The 18,196-nt window shown below is 58.6% G+C and carries 17 protein-coding genes; 12 read left to right on the forward strand and 5 right to left on the reverse strand.

What is annotated here, in order from left to right; translation table 11 throughout:
• Positions 1-311 precede the first annotated feature (311 nt).
• Positions 312-956, reverse strand: coding sequence for a ribosome biogenesis GTP-binding protein YihA/YsxC (yihA, locus tag ACYZTS_RS06995; RefSeq protein WP_028619888.1), 645 nt, complete (start codon positions 954-956; stop codon positions 312-314).
• A gap of 191 nt (positions 957-1,147) precedes the next feature.
• Here yihA and ACYZTS_RS07000 point away from each other — a divergent pair, with 191 nt between their 5' ends.
• From ACYZTS_RS07000 to ACYZTS_RS07030, 7 genes are all read left to right on the forward strand, one after another.
• Positions 1,148-1,438 carry a c-type cytochrome gene (locus ACYZTS_RS07000; protein WP_028619889.1) on the forward strand — a complete coding sequence of 97 codons (291 nt, stop codon included), beginning with the start codon at positions 1,148-1,150 and terminating at the stop codon, positions 1,436-1,438.
• A gap of 46 nt (positions 1,439-1,484) precedes the next feature.
• On the forward strand, positions 1,485-2,096 hold the full coding sequence (locus tag ACYZTS_RS07005) for a c-type cytochrome (protein WP_028619890.1): 612 nt from the start codon (positions 1,485-1,487) through the stop codon (positions 2,094-2,096).
• A gap of 199 nt (positions 2,097-2,295) precedes the next feature.
• A complete protein-coding gene (locus ACYZTS_RS07010) occupies positions 2,296-2,937 on the forward strand; it encodes a thiol:disulfide interchange protein DsbA/DsbL (protein ID WP_461994968.1) in 642 nt (213 codons plus the stop codon).
• Between the two features lie 14 nt (positions 2,938-2,951).
• Entirely contained in the window at positions 2,952-3,830 is an 879-nt protein-coding gene (locus tag ACYZTS_RS07015; RefSeq protein ID WP_028619892.1) for an endonuclease/exonuclease/phosphatase family protein, read from the forward strand.
• On the forward strand, positions 3,827-5,860 hold the full coding sequence (locus ACYZTS_RS07020; RefSeq protein ID WP_461994970.1) for a GGDEF domain-containing protein: 2,034 nt from the start codon (positions 3,827-3,829) through the stop codon (positions 5,858-5,860). The genes ACYZTS_RS07015 and ACYZTS_RS07020 overlap by 4 nt, the downstream gene beginning before the upstream one ends.
• A gap of 103 nt (positions 5,861-5,963) precedes the next feature.
• Positions 5,964-6,746 (forward strand): N-acetylmuramoyl-L-alanine amidase, encoded by a 783-nt coding sequence (locus ACYZTS_RS07025; protein WP_028619894.1) that lies wholly within the window; start codon positions 5,964-5,966, stop codon positions 6,744-6,746.
• Between the two features lie 75 nt (positions 6,747-6,821).
• On the forward strand, positions 6,822-8,435 hold the full coding sequence (locus tag ACYZTS_RS07030) for an EAL domain-containing protein (protein ID WP_461994972.1): 1,614 nt from the start codon (positions 6,822-6,824) through the stop codon (positions 8,433-8,435).
• A gap of 6 nt (positions 8,436-8,441) precedes the next feature.
• Here the strand turns inward: ACYZTS_RS07030 and ACYZTS_RS07035 are convergent, their stop codons facing one another.
• Positions 8,442-10,232, reverse strand: a complete 1,791-nt coding sequence (locus ACYZTS_RS07035) for an ATP-binding protein (protein WP_028619896.1) — start codon at positions 10,230-10,232, stop codon at positions 8,442-8,444.
• A 10-nt stretch (positions 10,233-10,242) separates the two neighbouring features.
• Positions 10,243-11,589, reverse strand: coding sequence for a sigma-54-dependent response regulator transcription factor AlgB (gene algB / locus ACYZTS_RS07040; RefSeq protein WP_028619897.1), 1,347 nt, complete (start codon positions 11,587-11,589; stop codon positions 10,243-10,245).
• A 437-nt stretch (positions 11,590-12,026) separates the two neighbouring features.
• On the opposite strand from algB, the gene ACYZTS_RS07045 reads away from it, so the two are divergent.
• The 5 genes from ACYZTS_RS07045 to ACYZTS_RS07065 all read left to right on the forward strand — a co-directional run bounded on the left by ACYZTS_RS07045 (position 12,027) and on the right by ACYZTS_RS07065 (position 16,499).
• Positions 12,027-12,314, forward strand: coding sequence for a hypothetical protein (locus tag ACYZTS_RS07045; protein WP_028619898.1), 288 nt, complete (start codon positions 12,027-12,029; stop codon positions 12,312-12,314).
• 82 nt (positions 12,315-12,396) lie between these two features.
• Positions 12,397-12,561 carry a DUF1328 domain-containing protein gene (locus tag ACYZTS_RS07050; protein ID WP_003380232.1) on the forward strand — a complete coding sequence of 55 codons (165 nt, stop codon included), beginning with the start codon at positions 12,397-12,399 and terminating at the stop codon, positions 12,559-12,561.
• Positions 12,562-12,563: 2 nt separating this feature from the next.
• Positions 12,564-13,028, forward strand: a complete 465-nt coding sequence (locus ACYZTS_RS07055) for an inhibitor of vertebrate lysozyme family protein (protein ID WP_028619899.1) — start codon at positions 12,564-12,566, stop codon at positions 13,026-13,028.
• 712 nt (positions 13,029-13,740) lie between these two features.
• Complete coding sequence (gene gltP / locus ACYZTS_RS07060) at positions 13,741-15,072, forward strand: glutamate/aspartate:proton symporter GltP (RefSeq protein ID WP_028619900.1); 1,332 nt, start codon at positions 13,741-13,743, stop codon at positions 15,070-15,072.
• A 197-nt stretch (positions 15,073-15,269) separates the two neighbouring features.
• Positions 15,270-16,499: a nucleoside recognition domain-containing protein gene (locus ACYZTS_RS07065; RefSeq protein ID WP_028619901.1), complete on the forward strand. Its 1,230-nt coding sequence runs from the start codon at positions 15,270-15,272 to the stop codon at positions 16,497-16,499.
• 123 nt (positions 16,500-16,622) lie between these two features.
• Here the strand turns inward: ACYZTS_RS07065 and ACYZTS_RS07070 are convergent, their stop codons facing one another.
• Together ACYZTS_RS07070 and ACYZTS_RS07075 are read right to left on the reverse strand one after the other, a co-directional pair.
• Positions 16,623-17,261 (reverse strand): ABC-type transport auxiliary lipoprotein family protein, encoded by a 639-nt coding sequence (locus ACYZTS_RS07070; RefSeq protein ID WP_461994977.1) that lies wholly within the window; start codon positions 17,259-17,261, stop codon positions 16,623-16,625.
• Positions 17,258-18,196, reverse strand: coding sequence for an MlaD family protein (locus ACYZTS_RS07075; protein WP_028619903.1), 939 nt, complete (start codon positions 18,194-18,196; stop codon positions 17,258-17,260). The genes ACYZTS_RS07070 and ACYZTS_RS07075 overlap by 4 nt, the downstream gene beginning before the upstream one ends.

Consider the following 18,196-nt stretch of genomic DNA (forward strand, 5'->3'; position numbering starts at 1 on the left):
CCGGAACGAAGCTTGCTCGCGGTTGGACGTTGGCGGCACCGTGCCGGTTAGCTCCAATCGCGAGCGAGATTCGCTCCTGCGGAGCATGCATATTCGGAATTCGAACCGATTTATTTCAAATCGTTTCTGATCGCCCGGAACTAAATCTGTGAACGCTCACTCAGAGTTACTGGACGGCTGGTGAAGCCGTTCAATGCTCCTATGTTGTGTTAAGTGTTGGCAGATATCCGGACCCCGCCCTAGCGGTTCGGAGCTTGGACCCCGGAACTTCCTCTCCCCATAAGAAGTCCGGGGTTTTTTTTGCCTGTGATTTACTGCGCGACAGGTTCCGCGCCTTTATCTGCCAGCTCCATCCAGCCTGCCAGTACAGTGTAAGCGTCTTCCAGGCCCAGTCGTTTAGGTGCCGAGAAAAGCTGAATGCTGATCGCATCGCCCCAACCTTTGCGAATGTCTGCCTGGACTTTGAGCAGGACGTTCTTCGCCGCACCGTAGGTCAGCTTGTCTGCTTTGGTCAGCAGAATGTGCATCGGCATGCCGCTGGCAACCGCCCAATCCAGCATCAACAGATCGAAATCGGTCATTGGATGACGGATGTCCATCATCAGGATCAGCCCTTTCAGACTCTCGCGACCACCCAGATAAGCTTCCAGGTGACGCTGCCAGTGCAGCTTCAACGGGATGGGCACCTTTGCGTAACCGTAACCCGGCAGGTCGACCAGACGACGATCATCGTCTAGCTTGAAGAAGTTCAAGAGTTGCGTGCGACCCGGGGTTTTCGAGGTCCGCGCCAGGCTGGCATGCGTCAGGGTGTTCAACGCGCTGGACTTGCCGGCGTTGGAACGGCCGGCAAAGGCCACTTCAAAGCCTTCGTCGTCGGGGCATTGGTCGACTTTGGCGGCACTGAGCATGAAGGTGGACTGTTGGCACAGGCCGAGGATGGGATTCTTGAGTTGCATGGGATTTCCGATGTGGGCGGCGCCGGGAATGGACGCGGCAAGCGGTGTCGTTTCCGTTTCAGTGACGCCAGTATATAATGCCGCAGATTTTGTGTGCGCTTTGTCCCAGCGTAGGATGAAGTTCACGAGAGCGATTGACCTTGATTGCGCATTAGAACGCAGAACGCTCTCAACCCTGAAAAGGTCGTTTTATGACGAAATGGCTGCTAGCTGCCGGTGTCTTGATGCCGCTTTATAGCGCTCAGGCTACACAGGATCCGGAAGCTGTGTACAACCGTGTTTGTGGGGCCTGTCATTCCGGCCAACTACCCTTGGCGCCCAGAAAGGGCGATCAGGCAGCCTGGACGCCGAGGTTGGCGAAAGGTATGGAGACGCTGGTGCAACACGTGACCCAGGGTTTCAAGGCGATGCCGCCGCGTGGTTTGTGCATGGACTGCAGTGCCGAGGATTACCAAGCCATCATCCAGTGGATGAGCGAGTGATCCCGGCCCATAACTCTTTAACCCTTAGCCGTAGTTGGATTAGCTGATGAACAAATTGATCGTGAGTCTGCTGTTGACCGTGGGGATCTCGGGCGTAGCCCATGCTGCAGGTGATGCAACTGCTGGTCAGGCGAAAGCCGCAGTATGTGGCGCCTGTCATGGCCCGGATGGCAACAGCATGGCGCCTAACTTTCCGAAACTGGCAGGCCAGGGCGAGCGTTATCTGAACAAGCAGTTGCATGACATCAAGTCCGGCAAACGCGTGGTACTTGAAATGACCGGCCTGCTGACCAACCTGAGCGATCAGGACCTGGCTGATATGTCTGCCTACTTCGCCAGCCAGAAAGGCAGCGTGGGCGCCGCCGACCCGAAACTGGTGGCTCGCGGTGAAGCTTTGTTCCGCGGCGGTGACCTGGCCAAGGGCCTGCCCTCCTGCACCGGTTGCCACTCGCCAGACGGCAAGGGCAACGCACCAGCAGGCTTCCCGCACCTGGGTGGCCAGCATGCTCAATACATCGCCAAGCAACTGACCGATTTTCGCAAGGAAGAAGGCGGCCGCAATAACGACGGCGATACCAAACCGATGCAGAGCATTGCGAAAAAGCTGAGCGACGAAGATATCGCCGCAGTGTCCAGCTACATTCAGGGCCTGCACTAAGACTGGCGACTGAGCGTCAAGCGGGATGTACATCTCCTGCAATGTTAACGCTCGATTAATCCGTCGCAGCAAGTATAAAAAGGGTGGCTCAGGCTGCCCTTTTTTGTGGCCGCTGCCGTTACACTACAGAACTCAAGCCCGCCATGACCTGTCTCAAAACAGGTCGCGCGAGGCGACCCCATTTGTCCAGGAGTAAAGCATGCGTAATCTGATCATCAGCGCCGCACTCGTCGCTGCCAGCCTGTTCGGCATGACTGCCCAGGCTGCCGAAGCACCCGCCGCACCGTATGTTGAGCTGGCCAATCCGGTTCAGGTAGCAGTGCCCGGCAAGATCGAAGTCGTGGAACTATTCTGGTACGGCTGCCCGCATTGCTACAAATTCGAGCCTGTGATCAACCCGTGGGTTGAAAAGCTGCCTTCCGACGTTAACTTCAAACGTATTCCTGCCATGTTCGGCGGCCCGTGGGATGCCCACGGCCAAATGTTCCTCACCCTGGAATCGATGGGCGCTGAGCACAAGGTTCACGCTGCGGTCTTCAAGGCTATCCAGGAAGAAAAGAAGAAACTGACTGATCCGGAAGAAATGGCCGAATTCCTGGCCACGCAGGGCGTAGACAAGGATAAATTCCTGGCAACGTTCAACTCCTTCGCCATCAAGGGCCAGGTGGTTCAGGCTCGCGAACTGGCCAAGAAATATCAAGTGACTGGCGTACCTACCATGGTCGTTAACGGCAAATACCGCTTTGACATCGGTTCCGCCGGCGGCGCCGAGCAAGCCCTGCAACTGGCCGACAAACTCGTCGATCAGGAACGAGCAGCAACCAAGGCTGCTACCAACTAAGCGCGGCGACGGCCATGCGTCGCTGGAAAAATGAACGCGTCGTTGGCCTGCATGATCCGCGGGTCAACGAGCATCATCTGCAATCGACGGGCCTGCCCGCAGACGGCCGTCTGCGTTTGCTCAGCTTCAACATCCAGGTCGGCATCAGTACCGAGCGCTATCGGCATTACCTGACCCGAGGCTGGCAGCATCTGTTGCCGCACATCGGGCGTGCCGACAATCTGCAAAAAATCGGTAATCTGCTCGGCGACTTCGATCTGGTCGCCTTGCAGGAGGCCGATGGTGGCAGCCTGCGCTCAGGCTACGTCAATCAGGTCGAGCACCTGGCCCAACTGGGCGCCTTCCCTTACTGGTATCAACAACTCAATCGCAATCTCGGCCGGCTTGGCCAGCACAGCAATGGGGTCTTGAGCCGCCTGCGGCCGTGGGCGATTGAAGATCATCCGCTGCCGGGGCCGAAAGGTCGCGGGGCCATTCTGGTGCGATTTGGCGAAGGCCCGGAAGCGCTGGTGGTGGTCATGATGCACCTCGCTCTTGGCGCACGTACTCGCAGCATACAGCTGGCTTATATCCGCGAGCTGATTGGCGGTTACAAGCATCAGGTGTTGATGGGCGACATGAACACCCACGCCAGTGATCTGCTGCAAAATTCGCCGTTGCGTGATCTCGGCCTGATCGCGCCGCAACTGGAAGCCACCTTTCCGAGCTGGCGTCCGCAGCGTTGCCTGGATCATATTTTATTGAGCCCGACACTGACCCTTGAAAAGGTCCAGGTGCTGGCCCACCCCATTTCCGATCACCTGCCGGTCGCGGTAGAGATTCGTCTGCCGGGTTCGCTCACGGCCGATGCATTGCCCGCGTTGAGTCCTGCCCATCGCGGATCCATTGAATGAGCGACGAAGCACAGCGCTGGAAAGAAAAATACCTCAAAAGCATCGAACAACAGGAAAAGCTTGAGCGGCGCTGGGAGGCGCGGCTCGACTTGTTGCGCCGCGGGCTCGTGCGCAGCACCCTCGCCGCGGAAGGAACGGACCGCGCGGTTGATCAATGCATGAAGGAAATCCGCGACGTTATTCGCACCGATGACATGGACGCCGGCCTGGCCGCTCTGCTCCCTCGCCTGGAAAAAGCCGTCCTCGACTCCGAACAACGCCGTGAAACCCGCGTCAGCCAGACCAGTGCTGCGCTGTCTGCGCTGGTAACGCAGTTGCAGGCATTGCCGCTGCCCCGCGAAGTCAGCCGGCCTTTGAAGAGTTTCGCCAAGCAGCTGGACGAGCGCGTCAGCCACGCCCGCGAAATTCCGCTGTTGCTCAGCGAACTGAGCGGGCTGCAAGGTAAGGCCCTGAGTCGGGCGGAGTCCCCCGCAGAGCCTGAGCGTCCGGGATTGCTGCAACGCTTGTTCGGCAGTCGCGAAACGGATGAAACCGCCCAGCAGACCACCGTCGCAGACACCTTGCCGTCCAGACCTGTGCCTGTTGAAGCGATTGTCGCCCGGACTCCAGAGCCATCGCCGGCAATCCGGGAATCTACTGATGAATCCCTGACGCCGCCGGTTGCAGCCGCGACCATTGCCAGACCCGCGGCACCCGAGGCCCTTGCGCCCGCAGAAATCGTCGAGCCAGCCCCCGCAGTCGAAGCGCTGCAACCGGCAACGATTGCACCTGCGCAGCGCCAGCCCGACATAGCCTTGGCAGAACAACCGGATATCGCCCCGCCCCCGCGCGTCCGGCCGAGCGACAATCCTGACGAATTGGCGGTAACGTTGTTTCTCGACCGTTTGCCTCTGCCACCAGCCATGGCCCAGGCGCTGGCGGCCATCGATCCGGAACAAGCGGAACACGACATTCTCTACGCGCTGCCGGATTCGCCCGAGCCGTCCTACAGCTCGGTGGCCAAGCATATTGAAGACACGTTGCTGGGCCTGCTCGACGACCTGTCATTGCCGGAGCGGCATCGGCCACAAGCCGAGGCCATGCGCGAACGTTTGCAGAACGGGCTGAACTGGTACGAGCTGCTGCCGATACTCGATGATCTGGCCACCCTGATGCTGGCCATTACCGACAGCGGCCAGCATGAATTCGAAGCGTACCTGCAACAGCTCAACGAACGCCTGGAAGCTTTCCAGAGCAACCTGCGTGCCGCCAGCGACGGGCATGCGGACAGCCGCTCTGCCGCCCGCGAGATGGACACGCAAATTCGCGAACAGGTCGACGGATTGCACAGCAGCATGCAGGAAGCTGCCGATCTGGAAGACCTCAAGCATGTGCTGGAAAATCATCTGGAAGGTTTGCTCGGCACGATGGATCAGCACCGCCAGCAGCGCGATGAGCGCGAGCAGGAAGTGGCCGTGCGCCTGCAAGGGCTCGCCGAGCGCGTGGCCCATATGGAGCAGGAAGCCATGGGTTACCGCGAGCATCTGGAAGAACAGCGCCAGAAAGCCTTGATCGACCCGCTGACCGGGCTGCCAAATCGCGCCGCTTGGGGCGAGCGGCTCGAGCAGGAAATCAGTCAATGGCAGCAACACGGCAACACCCTTCTGCTGGCCATACTCGACCTCGACAACTTCAAACGCATCAACGACAATTACGGCCATCTGGCCGGCGACAAGGTACTGAAGATTATTGCCAGCGTGTTGCGCAAACGCCTGCGTGGTACGGACTTCATCGCTCGTTTCGGCGGCGAAGAGTTTGTCCTGTTATTGCCGGCTACCGTTCCAGCCACCGGCCTCAAGCTTCTCGAACATCTGCGCGTCTCGATTGAAGCCTGCCCATTCCACTTCAAAGGTGAGCCAGTCACCATCACCCTTTCCATGGGTCTGACCGCGTTCAGGGCTGGAGAACACAGTGACGTCGTACTGAAACGAGCCGATCAGGCGCTATACCGCGCCAAACACGCGGGGCGCAACCGGGTGGAATCGGGCTGACGAGAAAGTGTTCCATTTTATTTAAATCGACCTGCCGCCCGTCCTCCGGCGAAGCGGTACGTTACACTGTTGCATTACTGTCTCTCGCGTGCTGCCTCCTGCCATGAAATTTCTTGCTCTCATCACGTCGCTGATCCTGCTGGCCGGTTGTGCCAGCGGCCCGAAAATCGACACCAGTCACGCTTCCGTCAATTACGACAGTCGCATTCAGTTCGTGGTGGTGCATTACACCTCCGCCTCACTGGAACGCTCGCTGAAGTTGTTGACCCATGGCGAAGTCAGTAGCCATTACCTGATCGGTGACGACAACAACGGCACAATCTACAAGCTGATGGATGAAAGCCTGCGCGCATGGCATGCCGGCGAAAGCGAGTGGCAGGGTCGGACCTGGCTGAACTCCAGCTCGATCGGTATCGAGATCGTCAACCCCGGCTTCACCGACAATCCTGACGGCAGCCGCCTCTGGTACCCTTACAGCGAAGCGCAAATTCAATCGTTGATCGTTCTGCTCAAGGACATCAGCAAACGTTACGCCATCAATCCCCGCAACATCATCGGCCACAGCGACATCGCGCCCCTGCGCAAGCTCGATCCAGGCCCGCTGTTCCCGTGGAAGCGTTTGGCCGCCGAAGGTCTTGGCGTATGGCCGAACGAGCAAGCTGTGGCGCGACAGCAACAACAGTTCAACACCGGGCTGCCGAGCATCAGCTGGTTCCAGGGGCAACTGTCCCGTCTGGGCTATGTGACGCCACAAACCGGCGAACTGGATGTCGCCACCCGTCATGTGTTGTCCGCGTTTCAAATGCACTTCCGCCCTGCCCGCTTCGACGGCATGCCCGACGCACAAACTGCGGCGCTGTTGACAGTTCTGAACCAGACAAAATAATGACGACCGCCCGACGGTCAGGGCGTTTTCTCAATCAGCAGCTATAACTCATTGGTAAATCTTCGGATTCCCTAGATGACTGTTGCTCGAGAGACATTACGTAGCTGGTTCTATCGCCCGTGGTTTTTGGCGATGCTGGCTGCTGCCATGAGTGCAACGCTACTGATGGCGCTCAGTCTTTTTGTTGCCATGCGCCAGGTCGAGCTGAGTGAAAGTCAGGAAATGAACGCCCAGGGCGAGCGCTTTCTGGCCCGACTCGAGCAATTGTTCGGTCAGCTACGCGAGAGCCTGGATGACCTCGAGGCGCAGCCGCTGCGAGGTTGCGATGACGAGATGATCGCGACACTGCAGCAGGTCACCTTCAATTACCGTTTCGTCTATGAAGCCGCTTACATGGATGCCTCGCGCATCTGTTCCAACCGCCCGCGCCAAGAAGGTTTGTCACTGATTCGCGCGCCGGACATCCAGGGGCCGACCTACAGCTATTGGCTGAACACCACCACCGAACCCGATGAAAACCGCGCGGCGCTGATGCTCGGGCGTGGCAACTTTCGCGTGGCGACCTCTCGCGGACACCTGACCGATATGGTCGACCTGTCCCCAGGAAGCAGTCTGCTGGTAGTGCTCGACCATGGCTCGCGGGCAATTCCGGTGTTAGGTACCGCCCAGCGATGGCCGCCTACTGCACCGTGGCCGCCGAACAATCGCGATGCGCTGCAAGTGACCGAGACTCGCCTGATTTACCGCATGCCCACCAACAATCCTGAGTACCAACTGGTGCTGATCACTCCACGCACCGGCACTCATGTGCCCACCGTCTGGTGGTGGCTGCTTCCCGGCAGCCTGGCGTTGGGCGGCTTGATGGGTTTTCTGGTGTTTTTGCTGGTGCGGCAGCGCCAGTCCCTGGACGCCGAGCTGGCAGGCGCGATACGCCGCGGTGAATTGCAAGTGCTCTATCAACCGATCTTCGACCTCGACAGCCGCAACTGCGTCGGCGCTGAAGCCCTGCTGCGCTGGCGCCGACCGGACGGCACGCTGACCAGCCCGGACCTGTTCATCCCGATGGCGGAGAACACCGGGCAAATCCGGCAGATGACCGATTTCGTCTTGCAGCGCCTGCTTGAACAGCTGGGGCATTTGTTGCGGGCCAATCCCCAACTGTACATTTCGGTCAACCTGGCCGCGTGTGACGTCATGGTGCCGCGCATCGGCCAGGTGATGGCGCGCCTGCTGACACTGCATCGGGTTGCCGCGCAGCAGATCGCTTTCGAAGTCACCGAGCGAGGCCTGGTCGATGTGGTGGTGGCCCGGGAAAACCTGCAAGCCTTGCGCGATGTCGGGCATCAGGTACTGATCGATGATTTTGGCACCGGTTATTGCAGCCTCGCCTACCTGCAGACGCTGCCGGTGGATTGTCTGAAAATCGACAAGGCTTTCATCGATGCGCTGGGGCATGACGCCGCCAGCAGTGGCGTGGCGCCACACATCATTCACATGGCTCAGGCGCTGCAGCTCAAGGTGATTGCCGAAGGCATCGAGCATGAAGCGCAAGCTGCCTTTCTCACCAGCGAGGGGGTGAAGTTCGGCCAGGGCTGGTTATTTGCCCATGCGCTAAGTGCCGTGCAGTTCATCGAACTGATTACCCGAGGTCGGCGTCTGGCCGGGCGGCGAATCGATGACGAAGCGTAAACGGCCTCATACCGCCAAGGCCATGTAGAACTGCGTCCCCTGCCCCGGCCGCGAATAGACACCCATCCGCCCGCCGTGCAGCTGAACGATTTCCTTGCACAGTGCCAGGCCAAGTCCGGCCCCGCCTTTTTTACGGCCCACCTGCACGAACGGCTCAAAGATGCGCCCCTGCTGGCCGTACGCAATGCCCTCGCCATTGTCTTCGACGCTGATGATCACCCGCTCCCCATGACGCCGGGCCTGCAAGCGAATCTGCCCTTGCGTGCCGGTATGGCGCAGCGCGTTGTCGATCAGGTTGTCGAGTACCCGGTCCAGTTGCGGTTGATCAGCCTGTAACCACGGCAACGGCCCCTGCACTTCCACCACCAGCTCAATGCCCCGCTCGCTGGCAACCTCGGCAAATCGCAAGCGTGCTTGCTCCAGTAACTCGTCGATGGAACACGGCGCCAGGGTGAGTTTTTGCAAGCCGTTCTGATAGCGGGAGAAATTCAGCAAATCGTTGATCAGCTGCATCAGGCGCTGCATTTCTTCGTTGACAGTATCGAGCAGATCAGCTTCCCGTGAATCAGCCGGGAAATGCGCCCGCTCGCGGAACAGGCCGAATGCCATGTGCATACCGGTCACCGGGGTACGTAATTCATGGGACGCGCGCAGGACAAATTCGCTGCGCACTCGCTCGAAAGCACGCTGCTCGGTCACGTCGTGCAACACCATCACAGCGCCGAGGATATGGCCTTGCGTGTGGCTGACCGGGGTCAGGCTGTAAGTCAGCAAGCGCGATTCGCCGTCCACTTCAATACTGAGATCTTCCGGTGCCCGCTCCAGGGTGCCGCCGCGCAGTACCAGATGCAGCTGCGCATCCAGTTCGGGACGTTCAAGCGCCGAACCCAGTCCCTGACCCAGACGATCGGTGTCCCAGCCCAACTGGCGCTGAGCCACCGGGTTGAGGTGTTCGAGATGGCCATCGCGATCGATCATCAATAAACCATCGTCGATGCTGTCGAGCACCGCTTGCAGCCGCTGTTGCCCAGCGAGCAATTCGTCAACATTGGTCGCCTGATGCTGACGCAATGCTTCGGCCATGATCCCGAAGCGTTGGGCCAGCTGATTCATTTCCTCTGCGGAAGACACAGGCAGGGTCACCTCAAAGTTGCCTTGGCCGATATCGTCCGCCGCTTGGACCAGTGCCTCGATGGGCGCACCAAAACGCCGCGCGATCGCATGGGCAGTGATGAAGCCGATGATCAGTACAGCCAGCCCGACCAGGCCTAGTGTTCCGGCAATCAGCAGTGCGCGATCACGGGCCTCGCGCTGGGTAGCATCGATGTTATCCAGCGCTTGCTTGTGCTCGATGATCAGGCCGTTACGCAGAATATTGAATTTCGCCGTGAGTTCTTCATTGCCGCTGAATGCATGAGCCGGATCGCGAGACTGGTCGAGCGCCCTCAGGAAACTCTGGTAATCATCTTTGGCCTGGACGAAACCATATTGCCTGTCGGTGCGACCTTGCTCATGGGCGATGCCCTGATCGAGCAGCTGAAAGTAGTGACGTTTAGACGCCTCAAACGCCGCAGGATCCGGTTTTTCGCCCAACATGAGTATTAGCTGATCACCCAGGGACTGGCGCAACTTGAGCCCCAGATCCAGGGTCACGAAGTTGTTGCGAATCAGCATTTCCTGCGTGGCGCTCATCTGCATCACGCTAACCAGCCCAAGCAACAGACCCAGTAATGCAACAGTGATCAGGGCGGAAATACTCAGGAAGAGCCGTGTTCGCAACTTCATCGCCAGTTTCATCGGAGCAGGCTCACAGGTTGTACTGCTTGCGTTTGCGGTAAAGCGTTGAAGCGTCAATCCCGAGAGTCTTCGCGGCTTGGTCAAGGGTATCGGCGGTGGCCAGTACTGCGCCGATGTGAGCCTTTTCCAACTCATCCAGGCTCAATGCCGCGCCGATGCGTGGCGCATTGTTGACCGGGGTTTCGGCCATACCCAAGTGCGTGACCTCGACCTTTTCCTGTGGGCAGATGATGCTCGCCCGCTCCACCACGTTGCGCAGCTCACGGATATTGCCGGGCCAGCGGTAACCGAGCAGCGCTTCACGCGCCTCCTCGCTGAAGCCGCGCGCCGGGCGCGCGTATTCCTTGACGAAGCGGGCGAGAAAACGGTCCGCCAGGTTAAGGATGTCCTCGCGACGCTCGCGCAACGGCGGCAGGTGCAACGTGATGACGTTCAGGCGATAGAGCAAATCCTCACGGAAGCGGCCATCGCGGACCATGTCTTCCAGATTGAGGTTGGTCGCGGCAAGGATTCGCACATCAGCCCGTCGGGTGACCGGGTCGCCGATCCGCTCATATTCCTTGTCCTGGATGAAACGCAGCAACTTTGGCTGCAGCGCGAGGGGAAAATCGCCGATTTCGTCAAGAAAGAGCGTGCCGCCGTCCGCCTGATTGACTCGCCCCAAAGTGCTCTCGCTGGCGCCGGTGAACGCGCCGCGAGTGTGACCGAACAGCTCGCTTTCCATCAATTCGGTGGTGAGGGATGGGCAGTTGATCGTTACGCAGGACTTCTTCGCACGCTTGCTCCAGCCATGAATGGCCTGGGACAACTCCCCTTTACCAGTGCCCGACTCACCGAGAATCAGGATGTTGGCGTCGGTGCCGGCCACCTGTCGCGCCGTCTCCAGCACTACTTTCATGGCTGGGCTGTGGGAATCAAGGCCATCTTTGGGTTTGCGTATCTCGCCTTCAAGCGCTTCCAGACGCGCCGACAATTGACGCACTTCCAGTTGCTTGGCGGTGGCCAGACGCAACTGGTCCGGACTGCAAGGCTTGACCAGATAATCGGCGGCTCCCGCCTGAATCGCATCCACCGCGGTATCGACCGCCGAGTGCGCCGTGACTATGACCACCCGCATCCAGGGCGCTTGAATCCGCATTTGCGCCAGCACATCAAGGCCATTGTCTTCACCCAGGCGCAAATCGAGGAAGCAAAGATCGAACACCTGACGTTGCAGCAGCGCTTCAGCCTGAGTCGCACTGTTGGCAGTGGCGACGCTGTAGCCCTCGTCTTCGAGGCAATAGCGAAAAGTACGCAGGATGGCGGACTCATCGTCCACCAGCAGAATGCGGCCTTGATTCTCAGTGGCTGATTCCATCTTTCCTACGCTCCTTAATGAATGATCTTGGTTAGTCCCGGAAAAATCGGGCAAGTTGCATGGTTGATTCTGGTCGATTTCGTCCACTACGGGGTAGCTCTCTCCGCACCCTACGGCTAATCGACTGATTTTGTTGTTTTTTTATCGGATAAGCGGCCCTAAGCCAACCTCTGAAGCCCCTTTCTGACATCCACTGACCGTCAGCAATTCAAAAATAATGAAATCTCCTACAAATTTATCGTGCATTACGCACGACAGGAAAAGGACCATCGTGCAGGATGCGTCCGTGAGATATTTTTATTCATTCTCAACTTATTGATTTATATAGATTTTACAATCGACAAAAAACTGGCATGCAGGCTGCAATGGTCTGGTTATCCAAGGCATTCCTAGCGATGCCTTCTACCAAATTCACCCGATGTGGGAGGAGCTTCAGGATGACTCGTCAACGTGCCGCCCAATTGCGTATCTCTCCACTGCATATCCAGCAAGGTCTGTTTGCTGTTCTGGCGCTACTGATCACTTTGATCGCCGTCCAGCAGTACCAGCACTGGGAGCAGAGCCAGCAGCAAGAAGCGCCACGTGTGTCGATCCAACATCCGATGCAAACCCACTTCAGCGCCGCCAGCGTTACCGCTGCCGAGAGCACTTCGATGCGGATGATGGACGTCGATCAGGCTCAATCTGCAGACGACATGCCGCATCAGGAACGCTGGGTTTTTTAAAATCAACACACTTGGCGTGCTGCAGGCGCCGGGAAAAGCACCACAAGCATTACCTCAAAATAGAAACGTAAGGAGAATCACCATGTTGAGTTGGGCAATCACTTTCTTGATCATTGCCATCATCGCTGCAGTGTTGGGCTTTGGTGGTATCGCGGGCACCGCCACGGGTATCGCCAAGATTCTCTTTGTCGTATTCCTGGTGATGTTTGTTGTTTCGTTCTTCTTTGGCCGTCGCGGTCGAGGTTGAAGATGAACGTTTCACTGAAAATGCTGGCAGCCGCCCTGCTTTTGGGCGGCAGTGCCATGGCATCGGCGGCCAATGACGGCCAGGCGCGGGTCAACGAGTTGTTGACTGCCGACCCGCAATACCGCGAAACATGGACAGACGTGGTGGAAGATGAAGAGCGGCTGCCGGAGTGGGTGATGAACCTGACCGGGGACGCTCAGCAAATGAATGCAGTAGAAGAAGATGGCGACAAGTATTTGGTCGGGCCGCTGTGCGAAACACAGAGCACCTGCCTGAACAAACGCTTGATCGTAGCCGTTAGCTTCGACAAAAAGGATGCTTACGCAATGCTGGTCGAGGTGCCTGCAGGACTGCCGGCCGACAAGTCGCCAACGCGACATGCGGACTATCGGTTCCTCGGCAAACCCGATGAGGGCATGCAGACGCTTCTGATGGAACAGCTGAAAAAAGATCCGAACTGGTATTGATTTCAAGATTCAAGACTTGAGAGAAGCCCCATGGCTTCTTTCAAAATGCGCCACCTGAAGAAGGTTGGCGCATGACCAAGGGGTCGGGATGTTCTGCCTGTGTCAGGGGCGGAGTGACCTACGGGCACAGGGAGTGCCTGCGCAAGGGCCGGGTCAGGTAATAGCTGCGTCGCGAGTTCGCCGGGCATACGCCCGACGAACTTGCGAAGGGCTTATGCCCGAATCGCTATATCCCCAGCGAGCCATTCGGCAGCGCTGCTCGCTTCATCTCGTTTTTTCCTCTTGAACATTTCTTTCGATGCCTTTTTACGACCGTATATCTAGAAAAAGTCGCTGTTTTTCAACGTGATTTTTTCTGAGTGTCAGCTGAAAAGTCTCGAAATACTCCGCTTCCGCGTCCGCTGAATATCACCCGATAGTCCCGTATATGGCCGGTTCACGGCACAAAAGTTTGCCGAAATGTCGTAACCGAACCGCTTGGGACGCGACTTTGTAACAAAAAAGCTCATGCCGATTCGGCATAGGGTAGTCGTTTACGGCATTAGACGTCGCTTCCTTGCATCGGAATAGTTGCGCCTTTTTTCGCCTGCCAGAACGCCGTCAAAACGCGAACCGGGGGCACCTTATACGGGGGCAGATGCACTGAATTTTTTCGCCGCGGGCGTTCCAGTTCCAGCATCTGCCTGAGTCAAACGCAAGTAAGGGTAAAGATATGAAGAAGGCAAAAATCAGCCTCGCCTGGCAGATCCTGATCGGTCTGGTGTTGGGGATTGCAATCGGTGCGTTGCTTAACCACTTCAGTGCCGAGAAAGCCTGGTGGATCAGCAACGTCCTGCAACCGGCAGGCGATATCTTTATCCGTCTGATCAAGATGATCGTGATTCCAATCGTGATCTCGTCTTTGATCGTTGGTATTGCCGGCGTTGGTGATGCGAAGAAGCTCGGCAGCATTGGCCTCAAGACCATCCTCTACTTCGAAGTCGTCACTACGATCGCCATCGTTGTCGGCCTGGTGCTGGCCAACGTGTTCCACCCCGGTGCCGGCATCGACATGAGCACCCTCGGTACAGTGGATATTTCCAAGTACCAGGCGACGGCCGCCGAGGTTCAACATGAACACGCGTTCATCGAAACCATCCTCAACCTGATCCCTTCGAACATCTTCGCCGCCGTTGCCCGTGGCGAAATGCTGCCGATCATCTTCTTTTCGGTGTTGTTCGGCCTCGGTCTGTCGAGCCTCAAACCGGAATTGCGCGACCCGCTGGTGACGATGTTCCAGGGCGTGTCGGAAAGCATGTTCAAAGTCACCCACATGATCATGAACTACGCCCCGATCGGCGTTTTCGCACTGATCGCCGTGACCGTGGCCAACTTCGGTTTCGCCTCGCTTTTGCCGCTGGCCAAATTGGTAATCCTGGTTTATGTCGCGATTATCTTCTTCGCCTTCGTGGTGCTGGGCCTGATAGCGCGCCTGTTCGGGTTCTCGGTGCTCAAGCTGATGCGCATCTTCAAGGATGAGCTGGTACTGGCTTACTCCACCGCCAGTTCCGAAACCGTGCTGCCGCGCGTGATCGAGAAAATGGAAGCGTACGGCGCGCCGAAAGCGATCTGCAGCTTTGTGGTGCCGACCGGTTACTCATTCAACCTCGATGGCTCGACGCTGTATCAGAGCATTGCAGCCATCTTCATTGCGCAGTTGTATGGCATCGATTTGTCGATCAGTCAGCAATTGCTGCTGGTGCTGACGCTAATGGTCACCTCCAAAGGCATCGCCGGTGTTCCGGGCGTGTCCTTCGTGGTGTTGCTGGCCACGCTGGGCAGCGTCGGCATTCCGCTGGAAGGTCTGGCGTTTATCGCCGGTGTCGACCGCATCATGGACATGGCCCGTACCGCCTTGAACGTGATCGGCAACGCACTGGCCGTGCTGGTCATCTCTCGCTGGGAAGGCATGTACGACGACGCGAAGGGCGAGCGCTACTGGAATTCCCTGCCGCACTGGCGCAGCAAGGACCCAATGCCGGCGGGTGAGATTTCCCGCAATTAACACCACCCCTTGTAGGAGTGAGCCTGCTCGCGATAGCGGTACACTAGACAACAGAGATGTTGCATGTGCTGCCTCATCGCGAGCAGGCTCACTCCTACAAGGGAACGAGTCGAATATGCAAACCCCGGAGAAATCCGGGGTTTGTCGTTTCTGGCGACCCCGCTATCATTCGCCGCATTCTTTGGGGGATTCAACTGATGCTCAATGGCCTGTGGCTTGGCTTCTTCATCGTGGCAGCAGTATCGGCGCTGGCGCAGTGGCTGATCGGCGGCAATGCCGGGATCTTCGCGGCGATGGTAGAAAGCATCTTTGCCATGGCCAAGTTGTCGGTCGAAGTGATGGTCCTGCTGTTTGGCACCTTGACGCTGTGGCTGGGCTTCCTGCGCATTGCCGAAAAGGCCGGGATTGTCGAATGGCTGGCCAAGGCGCTGGGGCCGCTGTTCTTGCGGCTGATGCCGGAAGTGCCGGCCGGACACCCGGCCATCGGTCTGATCACGCTCAACTTCGCAGCCAACGGTCTGGGCCTGGACAACGCAGCCACGCCGATCGGCCTCAAGGCAATGAAAGCGCTGCAGGAGCTCAACCCCAGCCCCACCATCGCCAGCAACGCGCAGATCCTGTTTCTGGTGCTCAACGCGTCCTCCCTGACACTGTTGCCGGTGACGATCTTCATGTATCGCGCCCAACAAGGCGCGCCGGATCCGACGCTGGTATTCCTGCCGATCCTGCTCGCCACCAGTTGCTCGACGCTGGTCGGCCTGCTGTCGGTGGCGTTCATGCAACGCCTGCGGCTGTGGGACCCGGTGGTGCTTGCGTACCTGATACCCGGGGCCCTCGCACTCGGTGCGTTCATGGCCTTGCTGGCGACGCTCTCGGCGACCGCGCTGGCGGGCTTGTCCTCGATCCTCGGCAACCTGACGCTGTTCGGTCTGATCATGATGTTTCTGATCGTCGGCGCATTACGCAAAGTGAAGGTCTACGAAGCGTTCGTCGAAGGCGCGAAAGAAGGCTTCGACGTGGCGAAAAATCTGCTGCCGTATCTGGTGGCGATGCTGTGTGCGGTTGGCGTGTTGCGCGCGTCCGGCGCTCTGGACTTCGGCCTGGACGGAATTCGGCATTTGGTGGAATGGGCCGGCTGGGACACCCGTTTCGTCGATGCGCTACCGACGGCCATGGTCAAACCGTTCTCCGGCAGCGCTGCCCGGGCGATGCTGATCGAAACCATGCAGACGTCCGGTGTGGACAGCTTCCCGGCACTGGTGGCGGCGACGGTGCAGGGCAGTACCGAAACGACCTTTTATGTGTTGGCGGTGTATTTCGGCGCGGTGGGCATCCAGCGGGCGCGGCATGCCGTGGGGTGTGCGTTGCTGGCGGAGTTGGCCGGAGTGATTGGGGCTATCGGGGTTTGCTACTGGTTCTTTGGCTGACCGAAACCTTGTAGCAGCTGGCGAAGCCTGCGTCCGGCGGCGAAGCAGCCGTCAGCCGTAATACGGAATCTGTAAGGTATGTTTTGCGACTGCTTCGCAGCCGGAGGCAGGCTTCGCCAGCTGCTACAGGGTCTCCGCGGTATTCCTGACGGGCGGGGCGATTTTCTGGCCCTGCTCTACGGCCCAGCTCACCACCTGCGCGGTCAAGCGGTCGCTGGCCTGACCAAACCCGGCCACCACCGCAGGTACTTTTACATCGCTCAGCGGCTGCCTCACCTCAAAGCGGCGACTGGCCAGAATGCGCTGGTCGTAACTGCGCACCAGCAAGGCATCCAGGCGTACCACGACACTCGCGGTGCTGCCCTGATATTCGGTCTGGAACGCCTGCAAATTGCCACCCAGCTCCAGGTCCGCCTGAAAATTGCTGTCATCAGTGCTCAACAATGACACCCGACCATCACGCTGAAAACCATCGAGCAGACGATTGCGCAGCAGCACCGGTGCCGGATCGCTCCAGCGCGAGGCGGCGTAGCTGCTGATCAGATCACCTTGCGGTATCACGGCGATGTGCGCGCTGTTCAACGCTTCGCTCGCCTGCAGTTTGTTCAACCGCAACGACCAGCGCTGCGCCATGCCGTTGTTAACCGCAGGGCTATGCGCGGACGGTAAGCGATAGACATCCGATGGCGGCGACTCGGGCAGGATCGAGCAGGCTCCGCTCAGCGCAACAGCAGCGAGGAGGGCAGCGAGGCGCAATTTCATGGCGTGAATTCCTTGTTCTTGTCATTGCCCAGCAGGTAACCGCCGGGGTTGGTTTCCAGTCGCTGGGAAATCGCCCGCAACGACGACAGCGTCTCGCGTAGCTCGCGAATGGCCGGGCCCAAGCCGTTGAGACCTTGCATGCCGCTATTGATTGAATCCTTGTTGGTCGTCAGCAGCGTGTTGATCGTCGCGCTGCTGTGCTCCAGCGATTTCATCGCCTGCTCGGCACTGCCGAACATTTGCTTGCCCTGATCATTGAGCAAACCGTTGGCGTTACGCATCAACGCCGCCGTCTGCTCGAGCGTGGCCGACGCCTGTTTGCCGACGGCGCCCAGTTGCTGCATGGCCTGGCGGATGTCGCCGCGTTGTTCGGCGATGGTCCCGGTGGTTTGCTCCAGGTGTTCAAGGGTCTTGCTGATGCGCTCGATGTTTTGCTCGGAGAACATCAGGTTGGCGTTGTTCATCAAGCTGCTCACGCCCCCTATCAAATCATTGCTCTCATTGAGCAAACGGGCGATGGGCGAGGGCGACGCAATGATGGTCGGAAGGTTGCCGTCTTTGCCTTCCAGCGCCGGGCTCTGCGGCGTGCCACCGCTGAGCTGGATGATCGACGTGCCGGTTATCCCGGTCAGCGCCAGTTTTGCCTGGGTGTCCTGTTTGATCGGTGTGTCGCCGCCAAGGCGGATTCGCGCCAGCACCCGGCGCGGGTCTTTCGGGTCCAGGCGCAAGGTCACCACATCGCCCACCTTGATCCCGCTGTACTGCACAGCGCTGCCCTGGGACAGACCGCTGACCGCTTCGTTAAAGACGACTTCGTAATCCTTGAACTGGGTGTCGACGCTGGACTTGGCCAGCCACAGACCGAAGAGCAGGGCGCCAGCCACCACGATCACGGTGAACAGACCAATCAACACATGATGGGCTCGGGTTTCCAT

Source organism: Pseudomonas sp. TMB3-21 (assembly GCF_054898145.1).